Origin of the sequence: Pseudoduganella sp. OTU4001, assembly GCF_038440195.1 — a bacterium.
Taxonomy (GTDB): Bacteria; Pseudomonadota; Gammaproteobacteria; order Burkholderiales; family Burkholderiaceae_D; genus Rugamonas.
Map to the genome: position 1 here is coordinate 1 of NZ_JASATG010000024.1, position 13,672 is coordinate 13,672.

Annotated in this window: 10 protein-coding genes; 9 read left to right on the forward strand and 1 reads right to left on the reverse strand. The window is 65.5% G+C overall.

The window, feature by feature from the left end:
* A partial coding sequence (locus AAHE99_RS19220) for a DUF6597 domain-containing transcriptional factor (RefSeq protein WP_342118962.1) occupies positions 1 to 430 on the reverse strand: 430 nt, incomplete at its 3' end.
* Positions 431 to 511: 81 nt separating this feature from the next.
* On the opposite strand from AAHE99_RS19220, the gene leuS reads away from it, so the two are divergent.
* The 9 genes from leuS (at position 512) to AAHE99_RS19265 (ending at position 13,666) form a co-directional block, all read left to right on the forward strand.
* Positions 512 to 3,133 carry a leucine--tRNA ligase gene (gene leuS / locus AAHE99_RS19225; protein ID WP_342118963.1) on the forward strand — a complete coding sequence of 874 codons (2,622 nt, stop codon included), beginning with the start codon at positions 512 to 514 and terminating at the stop codon, positions 3,131 to 3,133.
* A 7-nt stretch (positions 3,134 to 3,140) separates the two neighbouring features.
* Positions 3,141 to 3,758: an LPS-assembly lipoprotein LptE gene (locus tag AAHE99_RS19230; protein WP_342118964.1), complete on the forward strand. Its 618-nt coding sequence runs from the start codon at positions 3,141 to 3,143 to the stop codon at positions 3,756 to 3,758.
* A gap of 9 nt (positions 3,759 to 3,767) precedes the next feature.
* Positions 3,768 to 4,784, forward strand: coding sequence for a DNA polymerase III subunit delta (gene holA / locus AAHE99_RS19235; protein WP_342118965.1), 1,017 nt, complete (start codon positions 3,768 to 3,770; stop codon positions 4,782 to 4,784).
* 4 nt (positions 4,785 to 4,788) lie between these two features.
* Positions 4,789 to 6,060, forward strand: coding sequence for a glutamate-5-semialdehyde dehydrogenase (locus tag AAHE99_RS19240; protein ID WP_342118966.1), 1,272 nt, complete (start codon positions 4,789 to 4,791; stop codon positions 6,058 to 6,060).
* Between the two features lie 2 nt (positions 6,061 to 6,062).
* Positions 6,063 to 6,479 carry a CopD family protein gene (locus tag AAHE99_RS19245; RefSeq protein WP_342118967.1) on the forward strand — a complete coding sequence of 139 codons (417 nt, stop codon included), beginning with the start codon at positions 6,063 to 6,065 and terminating at the stop codon, positions 6,477 to 6,479.
* An 83-nt stretch (positions 6,480 to 6,562) separates the two neighbouring features.
* A complete protein-coding gene (locus AAHE99_RS19250; protein ID WP_446728939.1) occupies positions 6,563 to 7,753 on the forward strand; it encodes a THUMP domain-containing class I SAM-dependent RNA methyltransferase in 1,191 nt (396 codons plus the stop codon).
* A 100-nt stretch (positions 7,754 to 7,853) separates the two neighbouring features.
* A complete protein-coding gene (locus AAHE99_RS19255; RefSeq protein ID WP_342119020.1) occupies positions 7,854 to 9,101 on the forward strand; it encodes a multidrug effflux MFS transporter in 1,248 nt (415 codons plus the stop codon).
* A 191-nt stretch (positions 9,102 to 9,292) separates the two neighbouring features.
* Positions 9,293 to 11,443 carry an HDOD domain-containing protein gene (locus AAHE99_RS19260; RefSeq protein WP_342118968.1) on the forward strand — a complete coding sequence of 717 codons (2,151 nt, stop codon included), beginning with the start codon at positions 9,293 to 9,295 and terminating at the stop codon, positions 11,441 to 11,443.
* A gap of 6 nt (positions 11,444 to 11,449) precedes the next feature.
* Positions 11,450 to 13,666, forward strand: coding sequence for a putative bifunctional diguanylate cyclase/phosphodiesterase (locus tag AAHE99_RS19265; RefSeq protein ID WP_342118969.1), 2,217 nt, complete (start codon positions 11,450 to 11,452; stop codon positions 13,664 to 13,666).
* The last annotated feature ends 6 nt before the right edge of the window (positions 13,667 to 13,672 follow it).

The window sequence follows — 13,672 nt, forward strand, 5'->3', positions numbered from 1 at the left end:
GGCGGGCGTAGAGGGCTTCGGTCAGCAGCGCGAGTCGCCCGGCATCGCTGCGGGCGACCGACCACAGCGCATCGCCCAGCCGCTCGGCATCCGAGCGCCCCCACAGCTGGTCCAGGTCAGCGCGGCTATCGGTCAGGCCCGCCAGCGGCACCGGCCCCACGAACAGGCTGGCCGCGCCCGGACGGAAGCGCACCGCCACCGTCCGCACGCGGCGCGCCGCCGGCACATCAAACCAGGTGCTCATCATGCCGACAAAGAACGCCGCCCCGCTGTCCTGCCACAGGATATCGGTGCAATTGTCCGGCAGCACCCGGTGCGAAACGGGCGCAGCAACGCCGGCCGCGGCAGGTGCAGCCGGGGCCTCGGACAGCCACAGGCATTCCACCAGCCCAGCCAGCCCCGGCGGGGCCGGAAATTCCCGATATTTCATATTCAAGCCAATCTGACGCGCCGCACCAAATGCATTGTTATAATGAAGGGTTCATATCCACCAATTTTAGTGCGCTCCATCATGCAAGAAAAATATAGTCCAGCAGACGTCGAAAAAGCCGCCCAATCGCACTGGAAGGCGATCGACGCCTACAAAGCGGTCGAAAACGACCCACGTTTCCCAAAAGGCAAGTATTACGCTTGCTCGATGCTGCCTTACCCATCGGGCAAGCTGCACATGGGCCACGTGCGCAACTATACGATCAATGACGTGATGTACCGCTACCTGCGCATGAACGGCTACAACGTGCTGATGCCGATGGGTTGGGACGCCTTCGGCATGCCGGCCGAAAACGCGGCAATGGCCAACAACGTGCCGCCGGCGCAGTGGACCTACTCCAACATCGCCCACATGAAGGAGCAGATGGAGTCCATGGGCCTGGCGATCGACTGGTCGCGCGAAATGGCGGCCTGCAAGCCGGAATACTACAAGTGGAACCAGTGGATGTTCCTGAAGATGCTGGAGAAGGGCATCATCTACCAGAAGACCGGTACCGTGAACTGGGATCCGATCGACCAGACCGTGCTGGCCAACGAGCAGGTGGTCGATGGCCGCGGCTGGCGTTCCGGCGCGCTGATCGAAAAGCGCGAAATCCCGATGTACTACATCCGCATCACCGACTACGCCGAAGAGCTGCTGGACTACGTCGACCACAAGCTGCCAGGCTGGCCTGAGCGCGTGCGCATCATGCAGTCGAACTGGATCGGCAAGAGCACCGGCGTGCGCTTCGCCTTCCCGCACACGATCGCGGGCGCAGACGGCCAGTTGATCAACGACGGCAAGCTGTACGTGTTCACCACCCGCCCTGACACCATCATGGGCGTGACCTTCTGCGCCGTGGCCGCCGAGCACCCGCTGGCCGCCCACGCCGCGCAGAACAAGCCGGAACTGCAAGCCTTCATCGCCGAATGCAAGATGGGCTCCGTGATCGAAGCCGATATGGCGACCATGGAGAAGAAGGGCATGCCGACCGGCCTGTTCGTGACCCACCCGATCAGCGGCGAGCAAGTCGAAGTCTGGATCGGCAACTACGTCCTGATGACCTACGGCGACGGCGCCGTGATGGGCGTGCCGGCGCACGACGAGCGCGACTTCGCCTTCGCGAAAAAATACAATCTGCCGATCAAGCAGGTGATCAGCGCCGAAGGCCAGGCCTACAGCGACGACGCCTGGCAGGAATGGTACGGCGACAAGTCCGTGTCCGTGGTGACCAACTCCGGCAAGTACGACGGCCTGCGCTACAACGACGCGCTGGAAGCCATCGCCGCCGACCTGGCCGCCAAAGGCCTGGGCGAGAAGAAGACCACCTTCCGCCTGCGCGATTGGGGCATCTCGCGCCAGCGCTACTGGGGCACCCCGATCCCGATGATCCACTGCGAGTCCTGCGGCTCGGTGCCGGTGCCGGAGCAGGACCTGCCGGTGGTGCTGCCGGAAGACTGCGTACCGGATGGTACCGGCAACCCGCTGAACAAGCATGAAGCCTTCCTCAAGTGCGACTGCCCGAAATGCGGCAAACCTGCGCGCCGTGAGACCGACACCATGGACACCTTCGTCGACTCGTGCTGGTACTACATGCGCTATACCTCGCCGGGCAGCAATGCCGCGATGGTCGACGCCCGCAACGACTACTGGATGCCGATGGACCAGTACATCGGCGGCATCGAGCACGCCGTGCTGCACCTGCTGTACGCGCGCTTCTGGACCAAGGTGATGCGCGACTTCGGCCTGGTCAAGTTCGACGAGCCGTTCGTCAACCTGCTGACCCAGGGCATGGTGCTGAACGAGACCTACTACCGCGAAGACGCGGCCGGCAAGAAGACCTGGTTCAACCCGGCCGACGTGGAACTGACCACCGACGACCGCGGCCGCCCGGTATCGGCCGTGCTGCGCGCCGACGGCCAGCCGGTGCATATCGGCGGCACCGAGAAGATGTCCAAGTCGAAGAACAACGGCATCGACCCGCAAGCCCAGATCGAGCAGTACGGCGCCGACACCGCGCGCCTGTTCACCATGTTCGCGTCGCCGCCAGAGCAGACCCTGGAATGGTCCGGCTCCGGCGTGGAAGGCGCCAACCGCTTCCTGAAGCGCGTGTGGAACTTCGGCTTCGCCCAGCGCGACGCGATCCGCGCCGCCGGTTCGCCGCTGCTTGCCGCCGCGTCGACCGACGACGGCAAGACCCTGCGCCGCGAGCTGCACAAGGTGCTGCAGCAGGCCGACTACGACATCAAACGCATCCAGTACAACACCGTGGTGTCGGCCTGCATGAAGATGCTGAACACCCTGGAGTCGGCGAAAGCCGTGGAAGCGGCGGTGCTGGCCGAAGGCTATGCCATCTTCCTGCGCCTGCTGAACCCGGTGGCGCCGCACATCACCCACGTGCTGTGGCAGGAGATGGGCTTCGCCGGCGACATCCTGGATGCGGCCTGGCCGCAGGTCGATCCGGCCGCGCTGGAGCAGTCCGAGATCGAGCTGATGATCCAGGTGAACGGCAAGCTGCGCGGCTCGGTCAAGGTGCCGAAGGCCGCCGACAAGGCCGCCATCGAAGCCGCCGCGCTGGCCGAGGAAAGCGTGCAGAAGTTCCTGGAAGGCGCGCCGAAGAAGGTCATCGTGGTGCCGGGCAAGCTGGTCAACATTGTGGTGTAAGGCGTTCATGACGACGACATTCCTGCAACGCGCCATACTGGCGCTGGGCGCAGCGGCCACCCTGGCCGGCTGCGGCTTCCACCTGCGCGGCTCGGGCGGCAACTACACGCTGCCCTTCAACGCCCTGTACGTGAGCTTGCCGGAGTCGTCGCCGCTGGCGATTGACCTGAAGCGCAATATCCGCGCCAACGGCCACACCGCCGTGGCGGCCCGCGCGGCCGACGCGGACGGCGTGATCGAAGTGATCACCAATCCGGAGAAAACCCGCACCAAGTCGATCCTGTCGCTGAACAGCAATGGCCGCGTGCGCGAATACCTGCTGAGCTACAACATCGTGTTCCGCGTGACCGACAAGGCCGGCAACGAGCTGCTGGCGCCGACCCAGATCACACTGGGCCGCCCGATCGAGTTCAAGGAAGACCAGCTGCTGGCGAAAGAGCAGGAAGAAGCCTTGCTGTACAAGGACATGCAGACCGACCTGGTGCAGCAGATGATGCGCCGCATGGCCGCCATCAAGCCGGGCGCGCCGGCCCCGGCGCCGACGCCGTCGGGCGTGCTGCCCGGCGTGCTGGGCACGCAGGACGCCACCGGCAGCAGTACGCCGGCCGCGCCGGTGATCCGCTAAGGCCGCGCCATGCAGTTGCGCGCCGACGCCCTGGACGTCCACGTCACCAAGACGCTGGCGCCGCTGTACGTCATCACCAGCGACGAGCACTTGCTGGCGCTGGAGGCGGCCGACAAGATCCGCCGCGCCGCCCGCGCGCAAGGCTACTCCGAGCGCGACGTGCTGACCGTCGAACGCAATTTCAAGTGGGGCGAGCTGCTGGCGGCCAACCAGGCCATGAGCCTGTTCGGCGACAAGAAGCTGATCGAGCTGCGCATCCCGTCCGGCAAGCCGGGCAAGGATGGCGGCGCCGCCCTGCAGGCTTACGCCAAAGACCTCTCCCCCGACAACCTCACGCTGATCACCCTGCCCAAGCTGGACTGGCAGACGCAGAAGGCGGCGTGGGTGGCGGCCTTGCAGCAGGCCGCCGTGTATATCGACATCCCGAACATCGAGCGCAACGCGCTGCCGGGATGGATCGCGCACCGCCTTGCCGCACAAGGGCAAAGCGCCGACCGCGCCAGCCTGGACTTCATCGCCGACCGCGTTGAAGGCAACCTGCTGGCCGCGCACCAGGAAATCCAGAAACTCGGCTTGCTGCACGAGCCGGGCAAGCTGGCCCACGAGCAGGTGCAGGACGCCGTGCTCAATGTCGCACGCTACGACGTGTTCAAGCTGTCCGAAGCGATGCTGTCCGGCGATACCGCGCGCCTGATCCGCATGCTGGAGGGCTTGAAAGGCGAGGGCGAAGCGCTGCCGCTGGTCTTGTGGGCCGTCTCCGAAGAAATCCGCACGCTGCTAAAATTAAAGGCAGGCATGGCGCAAGGCCGTCCGCTGCCGGCGCTGCTCAAGGAGTACCGCATCTGGGGCCCGCGCGAACGGCTGATGGAGCCGGCGCTGCGCCGCATTTCGCTGCCGACGCTGGAAGCGGCGCTGCAGCAGGCCGCCCAGGTCGACCGCATGGTGAAAGGCTTGCGCGCCAAAGCGTTCGCCGGCGACCAGTGGGATGCCATGCTGCAGCTGGCGCTGAAGGTCGCAAAAGGTTAAGACTATGGACATCAAGCAGTACATGCAGGACATCGGCCAGCGCGCCCGCGCCGCTTCGCGCGGCATGGCGCGCGCCGACAGCGCCACGCGCAACCGCGCGCTGGAGCTGATCGCCGCGGCCATCGAACGCGAAGCGCCCGCGCTGCGCGCCGCCAACGAGCAGGACCTGGCCGCCGCGCGCGCCGCCGGCCTGGCGCCGGCCATGCTGGACCGCCTGGCGCTGACCGACAAGGCCATCGCCACCATGGTGGAAGGCCTGCGCCAGATCATTTCGCTGCCGGACCCGGTGGGCGAAATCTCGAACGTGAAAATCCGCCCGTCGGGCATCCAGGTCGGCCAGATGCGCGTGCCGCTGGGCGTGATCGGCATCATCTACGAAGCGCGTCCCAACGTCACCGTGGACGCGGCGGGCCTGTGCATCAAGAGCGGCAACGCCACCATCCTGCGCGGCGGCTCGGAAGCGATCCATTGCAACCGCGCGCTGGCCAAGCTGGTGGCCGAAGGCCTGGCCGGCGCCGGCCTGCCGGCCGACGGCGTGCAGGTGGTCGACACCACCGACCGCGCCGCCGTGGGGGCCCTGATCACCATGCCGCAGTATGTGGACGTGATCGTGCCGCGCGGCGGCAAGGGCCTGATCGCGCGCCTGATGGAAGAGGCCACGGTGCCGATGATCAAGCACCTGGACGGCATCTGCCACGTGTATATCGACGGCAAGGCCGACCTGGCCAAGGCGCTCGATATCGGCTTCAACGCCAAGTGCCACCGCTACGGCACCTGCAACACGATGGAGACGCTGCTGGTTGCGCGCGCGGTGGCCGCCGAGGTGCTGCCTGCGCTGGCGCAGCGCTACGCCGCCGAGAAGGTCGAGCTGCGCGCCGACGCCGAAGCGCACGCCATCCTGGCCGCCGCCGGCTACCCGCACCTGGCGCATGCCACCGAAGAGGACTGGGCCACCGAATACCTGGCGCCGATCCTGGCGGTGCGCGTGGTCGATGGGCTGGACGCCGCGATCGAGCATTGCAACACCTGGTCGTCCAAGCATACCGAGGCGATCGTGACCGAAGACTATTCCGCCGCGATGCGCTTCCTGCGCGAGGTCGATTCCTCGTCGGTCATGGTCAACGCCTCGACCCGTTTCGCCGACGGCTTCGAGTACGGGCTGGGCGCCGAGATCGGCATTTCCAACGACAAGCTGCACGCACGCGGCCCGGTTGGCCTGGAGGGCCTGACTTCCCTGAAATACGTGGTGTTCGGCCACGGCGAGATTAGAAAGTAACCATGCTCTGGATTAAAGCGCTGCATATCGTCTTCATCGTGGCCTGGATGGCCGGCCTGTTCTACCTGCCGCGCATCTACGTCAACCTGGCGATGGAAACGCCGGGGCCGACCACTGAGCGGCTGCTGACGATGGCGCGCAAGCTGTACCGCTTCACCACCATGCTGGCGCTGCCGGCGGTGGTGTTCGGCGTGTGGCTGGTGGCGCTGCAGTACGGCGCCAGGATGCCGGGCTGGCTGCATGCCAAGCTGGGCGTGGTGTTCCTGCTGTTGGGCTACCACCATGCGTGCGGCTCGCTGTTGAAGAAGTTTGAACGCGGCGTGAATACCCGCGGTCATGTGTTTTACCGGTGGTTCAATGAAGTGCCGGTGCTGATGTTGCTGGCGATTGTGATTCTGGTGGTCGTCAAGCCTTTTTAAACCGGTAAACCTGGGTCAGACCCTTGGGTCTGACCCTGAAGTACCGGTTTTGCTTTAAACAACGGATAAAGGGTTCCCCATATATGCCATCCTATTTTTGCCCCTGCCCGCGCGGCCTGGAAGCCGCCCTGGCAGAAGAACTGACCGAAATCGCGGCCATGAGCCCGACCCTGAAGGTCCACAACCAGGTCCCAGGCGGCGTGCACGCCTCCGGCGACCTGTACGACGCCTACCGCATCAACCTGCACTCGCGCATCGCCTCGCGCGTGCTGATGCGCATGGGCGTGTGCCACTACCAGAACGAAAACGACATCTACGACCTGGTACTGGCCCAGCCCTGGGAAGAATGGTTCGGCGTCCATCACACCATCCGCGTCGACGTCACCGCCATCAAGTCGCCGCTGAAGTCGCTCGAATTCACCACGCTGAAGATCAAGGACGCCGTGTGCGACCGCTTCCGCGACATGTACAACAAGCGCCCGTCGGTCAACACGCGCGAGCCCGACATGCGCATTTTCGGCTTCCTCGACCAGCGCCAGTTCATGGTCTACCTCGACACCTCCGGCGAAGCGCTGTTCAAGCGCGGCTGGCGTGAAGAGACCGGCGACGCGCCGCTGCGCGAAAACCTGGCCGCCGGCCTGCTGCGCGTGTCCGGCTGGAAGCCGGGCGTGCCGCTGTTCGACCCGATGTGCGGCTCCGGCACCATCCTGTGCGAAGCGGCGCAGATGGTGCAGGGCATTCCGCCCGGCGCGCGCCGCCGTTTCGCGTTCGAGAAATTCCACGACTTCGATCCCGAGCCGTGGCTGAAGATGAAGACCGACTTCAAACCGAATCCGCTGCCGGCCGAGCCGACCATTTTCGGTTCCGATATTTCGGGCGACATGGTGGCGATGGCGCGCCACAACCTGAAGAGCGCCGGCATCGTGTTCGAGGTGCCGCTCAAGCAGATCGAAGCGCAGCAGGTGCAGGCGCCGACCAAGGAGCCGGGCATCCTGTTGACCAATCCACCGTATGGCGAGCGGATTGGCGTGCGCGGCGACGCCAGCCTGGAAGAGGATGAACTGGCGCGCAGTTTTTACAGCGCCTTCTCCACCACCCTGAAGCAGCGTTTCAGCGGCTGGACGGCCTACCTGTTCACCGCCGACCTGGGCCTGCCGAAGCTGCTGCGCCTGAAAGAATCGCGCAAGACGCCATTCTTCAACGGCGCACTCGAATGCCGCCTGTTCCGCTTCGACATGGTCGCGGGCTTCAACCGCAAGCCGCCGGCTGAGTAAAGTCGGGGTCAGGTCTGACAATCGGACATTTAGCGGGTATAGTGTCCCATTACCGCATTGGCGCGGGCCGCAAAATGACCGATTGACAGACCTGACCCCGATGCTGCCGACCGACGAGCCATCCAAGATCCCCGAGCCCGAGGCGCCGCATCGAAAGCCGCTGGGGCCCGGCGCACTGGCGGCAGTCCTTGCCAGCCTGTCCATGCTGGGCCCCTTTTCGATCGACGCCTACCTCCCGGCCTTCCCCAATATCCAGGCCACGCTGCACGCCACCCCGCTTGAAGTCCAACAATCGCTGACCGCCTATATGCTGGCCTTCGCCGGCATGGTGCTGTGGCACGGCGCGCTGTCGGACGCCTTTGGCCGGCGCAATGTGATCCTGGTGTCGCTGGTAGCCTTCCTGCTCGGCACCGTAGGCTGCGCCGCCGCGCATTCGGTGCATTACCTGTGGTTCTTCCGCGTGCTGCAGGGCGTGTCGGCCGGCGCCGGCGTGGTGGTGGGGCGCGCCATCATCCGCGACCTGTACGCCGATGCCGCCGCCGCGCGGCTGCTGTCGATGGTGACCATGATCTTCTCGATCGCGCCCGCCATCGCCCCGGTGCTGGGCGGCTTCATCGTCAAGTACTCGGACTGGCGCACCATCTTCCTGGCGCTGGCCGGCTACACGGTGGTGCTGTTCATCTTCTGCTACCGCCGCCTGCCCGACACGCTGCCGCGCGACAAGCGGCAGCCGTTCAACCCGCGCTACCTGTGGCGCAATTACAGCCAGATCCTGTCCTCGCCGCTGTTCCATTTGAAGACCGGCGTAGTGGCCTTCAATTTCGCCGGCCTGTTCCTGTACATCACCGCCGCCCCGGTCGCGCTGCCGACCCAGCTGCACCTTGGCCCCGACCAATTCGCCTGGCTGTTCGTGCCCGCCGTGGGCGGCATCTTCCTCGGCGCCCTGGCCGCCAACCGCATCGCCGGCAAGATCACGTTCGCGCGCCAGATCGGCATCGGCTATATCTTCCTGCTGGCCGCCGCCGGCACCAATGTGCTGCTGCACGCGCTGCTGCCGCCAGCGCTGCCCTGGAGCGTGCTGCCGCTGTTCTTCTACACCTTCGGCATGTCGGTCGCCGCGCCCGGCGCCACCTTGCTGGCGCTCGACCTGTTCCCGCACATCCGCGGCACGGTCGCCTCGGTGCAGTCGTTCGCCACCACTTTATTAGGCGCACTGGTGGCCGGGGTACTGGCGCCACTGGCTTCCCATTCGCTACTATGGCTGGCGTGCGGCCAGCTGGTGCTGGCGATGACCGGCCTCGCACTATGGTTGACGGCGCGCGTCCTGCGGCGCAAGATACGTGCTTAAATGAAAATCTTGTTGGCAATAAATAAATTTCTTTCAACAGTGGTATTGTTTCTACATAAATGCAACATAGTGCCGTCAGAAATTTGTATTGCCATTAAGTTATAGTATATTTATGCTAATTTGCTCAGTGGATTGCAAGCCCGAACAGAGCTGCTAAACACCCGCAATTCGAGGATTTGGACCACGCTTAAATGCAACACCCTGACCAAGACATCCGCAATCGCTTGCTGATCGCGCGGCTGCCCGCCATGCCGCAGATCCTGATCAAGCTGATTGAGCTCCTGCAAGCCGACGACGCCGGCATGCCGGAGCTGGCCGCTTTGATCGCCAAGGATGCGGGGATGACCAGCAAGATCCTGGCCGTAGCCAACAGCTCGGCCTACCAGCGCCACAACCGCTCGGTGGGCCTGGAGCAGGCCCTGGTGTCGCTCGGCACCGACATGATCAAGACGCTGGTGATTTCCGAGTCGGTGTTCCAGACCTTCAATAATTTCCCGCACAGCGGCAGCACCGACCTGCGCGCCTTCTGGAAAGGCTCGCTGACCACCGCCGTGATCGCGCGCGACATTGCCCGCGTGCTGGACTACCCGCACGTGGAAGAAGCCTACCTGGCCGGCCTGCTGCACAACGTCGGCCGCCTGGCGCTGTTGGCCACCGCCCCCAAGGAATACGCCTACAACTTCACCGCCCGCGACGACGAGGAGCTGTGCGCGGTCGAACAGCGCACGCTGGAAATCACCCACGCCGAAGCCGGCGCCTGGCTGATCGAGCGCTGGAGCCTCGATTCCTTCCTGGCCGACTCGGTGCTGTACCACCACGAGCCGGTGGGGCGCCTGGAAGCGGCGCATCCCCTGATCCGCATCGTGCGCCTGGCGCACCAGCTGTGCTACCACGCCGAGACGCCGGAAGCGGCGGCCGAAGCGGCAGCCCTGTGCGGCATCGAGGAAGACCAGCTGGACGCCTTCGTCAAATCCGCCGCGCGCCAGGTCGCGCGCGCCGCCGAGCACCTGGGCATCGACCTGGCCGGCGCCGACGACATCCCGGCCCCGCCGGCGGTGGCGCCGCAGCCGGTCGACCCGGTCCAGGCGCGCCTGCAGGAAGAAGTGCGCAATATGGTGCTGGTGCAGGAGATGGGCCAGAGCTTTGCGCGCCAGCAGGGCGAAGCCGGCATGCTGGACGCCATGACGCGCTCGGCGCGCATCCTGTTCGACCTGGAAACCACGGTGATCCTGCTCGAGAGCCCGACCGGCCACGCGCTGCAGGGCGCCGGCAGCGGCGAAGCGCAGCAGCGCCTGGCCGAATTTGCCATCCCCCTGAATAAACCCGGCGTGCTGGCCGAAGCGGCCAATGGCCGCCAGCTGGCCTTTGCCACGCGCGGCGGCGCCGCCCTGGGCATCGCCGAAGAACAGCTGTTCCGCATCGTCGGCAGCGAAGCCCTGGTCTGCCTGCCGCTGGTGGCCGGCCAGCGCTGCCTGGGCATGATCGTCGGCGGCGTACCGGCCTGGCAGCTGCCGCTGCTGCAAAAGAAGGAACGCTTCCTGCAGGCCTTCGGCAACCAGGCCGCCAACGCGCTGGAAACCGCGCTGTCCGAGCGCGGCCACGCGCGCCGCCAGGTAGCGCATGTGGCCGAGGAATACAGGGAGGCCTCGCGGCGTGTGGTGCACGAAGTGAACAACCCGCTGTCGATCATCAAGAACTACCTGTCGGTGCTGGACGCCAAGCTGGCGCGCCGCGAGCCGGTAGTGTCCGAAATGTCGATCCTGAACGAGGAGATCGACCGCGTCGGCCACCTGATCAACGGCCTGGCCGACCTGCAGCCCTCGGAAGCGGGCAGCGTCACCAATGTGGCGCGCGTGGTGGAAGACGTGCTGCGCCTGTTCCGCGCCACCGACTTCCTGCCCGCCTCGGTGCAGGTGGTCACGCGCATGCAGGAAGGCCCGCAGGAGATCGACGGCGACGCCGACCTGCTCAAGCAGATCCTGGTCAACCTGGTCAAGAACGCGATCGAAGCGCAGCCGCACGGCGGCCGCATCGAGATTGCCAACCGCGGGCTGGTCAACCGCGAACGCCGGCTGTACGTGGAGCTGGCGGTGAGCGACGCCGGCCCCGGCCTGTCGCAGGAAGTGCTGGCCAACCTGTTTAGCGCAGTCAAGAGCAGCAAAGAAGGCAAGCACCACGGCCTGGGGCTGTCCATCGTCCACAGCCTGGTCAAGAAGCTGAACGGCATGATCAGCTGCCGCAGCGGCGCCAACGGCACCTCGTTTGAACTCCTGCTGCCGGCCCGCGGCAGCACCAGCCAGCTCGCCCCGGTGCAGGCGCGCGGCGTGGTGGATTCCGTATAAGGCCCCATGAACCCGATCCTCCCGACGCCCCCGACCCCGGCACCGGAATTCCAGCCACGCCTGCTGCTGGTAGACGACGAACCGCGCCTGCTGTCCTCCCTGTACGAGCTGCTGCGCGTGCAGGACCACTACCAGCTGGTGACCGCCACCAACGGCGCCGAAGCGCTGGCCGCGCTGAGCCGCCAGCACTTCGACCTGCTGCTCTTGGACCTGCGCCTGCCGGACATGAGCGGCCACGACATCATGGATTTCGTGAACTCGCGCCAGATCGACTGCGACGTGATCGTGATGAGCGGCGAAGCCGGCATCGAGGCCGCCATCGGCGCCCTGAAGCGCGGCGCCTACGACTACCTGCGCAAGCCGTACAACCCGCCCGAGCTGCTGAAGACCGTGGAGAACGCGCTGCAAAAGCGCCGCCTGGCGGTGGAGAACACGCGCATCGCGCAGCGCCTGGAAAACTCCGAGAAGATGTACCGCTACCTGGTGGACAGCTCGCCGGACATCATCTACACCCTGAACCACGAGGGCTGCTTCACCTTCATCAACGACCGCGCCTACCAGATCCTGGGCTACTCGCGCGAAGAGCTGATCGGCAAGCACTACTCGGTGCTGGTGCACGAGGAAGACCAGGAGCGCGCGCGCTACGTGTTCAACGAGCGCCGCGTCGACGAGCGCGCCTCGCGCAACGTCGAGCTGCGCCTGAAGTGCAATAACAGCGCCGCCGGCGACCGCACCTTCAACAACACCCTGATGACGATCTCGCTGAACGCGATCGGCATGCACGTGCCGGGCGAGGAAGTGGCCAAGCACGAATTCTTCGGCACCTACGGCGTGGCGCGCGACATCACCGACCGCAAGCGCGCCGAGGAGATGATCTCCTACCAGGCCTACCACGACATCCTGACCGACCTGCCGAACCGCATCCTGTTCAAGGACCGCCTGGGCCTGGCCGTGATCCAGGCCAAGCGCAAGCTCACCGAGCTGGCCGTGATGTTCATCGACCTGGACCGCTTCAAGCTGGTCAACGACACGCTGGGCCACGTCAAGGGCGACGAGCTGCTGCAGCAGGCCGCGCGCCGCCTGAAGGACTGCCTGCGCAAGGGCGACACCCTGGCGCGCCACAGCGGCGACGAATTCACCATCGTGCTGCCCGAGCTGCGCGACCGCGCCGACGCCAAGGCGATTGCCGACAAGTTCCAGGAGGCGCTGCAGCTGCCGTTCGACCTCGACGGCCACGTGGTGCACATCTCGGCCTCGATCGGCATCGCGGTGTACCCGACCGACGGCGACTCGATCGAAGAGCTGCTGCGCCACGCCGACATCGCCATGTACCAGGTCAAGGCGCAGGGCAAGAACGGCCACAGCTTCTACCACGCCTCGATGCAGGACATGTCGCACCAGAAGATCGTGCTGGAGCAGTCGCTGCGCAAGGCGCTCGAAAACAACGAGCTGGAAATGTACTACCAGCCGCAGGTCGACATGGCCAGCGGCCGCATCATCGGCGCCGAAGGCCTGATGCGCTGGAACCACCCGACGCGCGGCCTGCTGTCGGCCGGCGAGTTCCTGCCGTTCGCCGAAGAGAACGGCCTGATGCTGCCGATCTCGGACTGGATGATCGGCGCGCTGTGCCGCGACCTGCTGCTGTGGAACGCGGCCGGCGCCGACAATATCCGCCTGTCGCTGAACCTGTCGCCGCAATACCTGGACCGCGGCGACTTCTTCGAAAAGATGCGCAACGCGCTGGTGCGCTACCAGATTTCGCCGTCGCAGATCGAAGTCGAGATCACCGAGAACATCTGCATCCGCAACCCGCAGTACGCGATCGAGCAGCTCAACAAACTGTGCCAGCTCGGCGTCTCGGTGGCGATCGACGATTTCGGCACCGGCTACTCCTCGCTGTCCTACCTGCACCGCTTCCCGATCCACACCATCAAGATCGACCAGAGCTTCGTCAAGGAGATCCACGACGAGCATGGCCACTACCCGGTGATCCTGGCGATCATCTCGATCGCGCGCGGCCTGGGACTGCACCTGGTGGCCGAAGGGGTCGAGACCGAGGTGCAGGCGCGCTACCTGGCCGCCAACGGCTGCGCCACCATGCAGGGCTACCTGTTCCACCGCCCGATTTCGCTGACCAGCTTCATGGAAGTGCTGACGGCGCAGAACCAGGCCGAAGCCCCCGCCATCACGGCCGCCGCGCCGCGCCTGGCGATCCAAGCTTAAAAGGGC

Coding starts and splice junctions, on each gene's coding strand:
- AAHE99_RS19245 (WP_342118967.1), top strand. CDS start 6,063: ATGCTCTGGATTAAAGCGCTGCATATCGTCTTCATCGTGGCCTGGATG.
- AAHE99_RS19250 (WP_446728939.1), top strand. CDS start 6,563: ATGCCATCCTATTTTTGCCCCTGCCCGCGCGGCCTGGAAGCCGCCCTG.
- AAHE99_RS19255 (WP_342119020.1), top strand. CDS start 7,854: ATGCTGCCGACCGACGAGCCATCCAAGATCCCCGAGCCCGAGGCGCCG.
- leuS (WP_342118963.1), top strand. CDS start 512: ATGCAAGAAAAATATAGTCCAGCAGACGTCGAAAAAGCCGCCCAATCG.
- AAHE99_RS19240 (WP_342118966.1), top strand. CDS start 4,789: ATGGACATCAAGCAGTACATGCAGGACATCGGCCAGCGCGCCCGCGCC.
- holA (WP_342118965.1), top strand. CDS start 3,768: ATGCAGTTGCGCGCCGACGCCCTGGACGTCCACGTCACCAAGACGCTG.
- AAHE99_RS19265 (WP_342118969.1), top strand. CDS start 11,450: ATGAACCCGATCCTCCCGACGCCCCCGACCCCGGCACCGGAATTCCAG.
- AAHE99_RS19230 (WP_342118964.1), top strand. CDS start 3,141: ATGACGACGACATTCCTGCAACGCGCCATACTGGCGCTGGGCGCAGCG.
- AAHE99_RS19260 (WP_342118968.1), top strand. CDS start 9,293: ATGCAACACCCTGACCAAGACATCCGCAATCGCTTGCTGATCGCGCGG.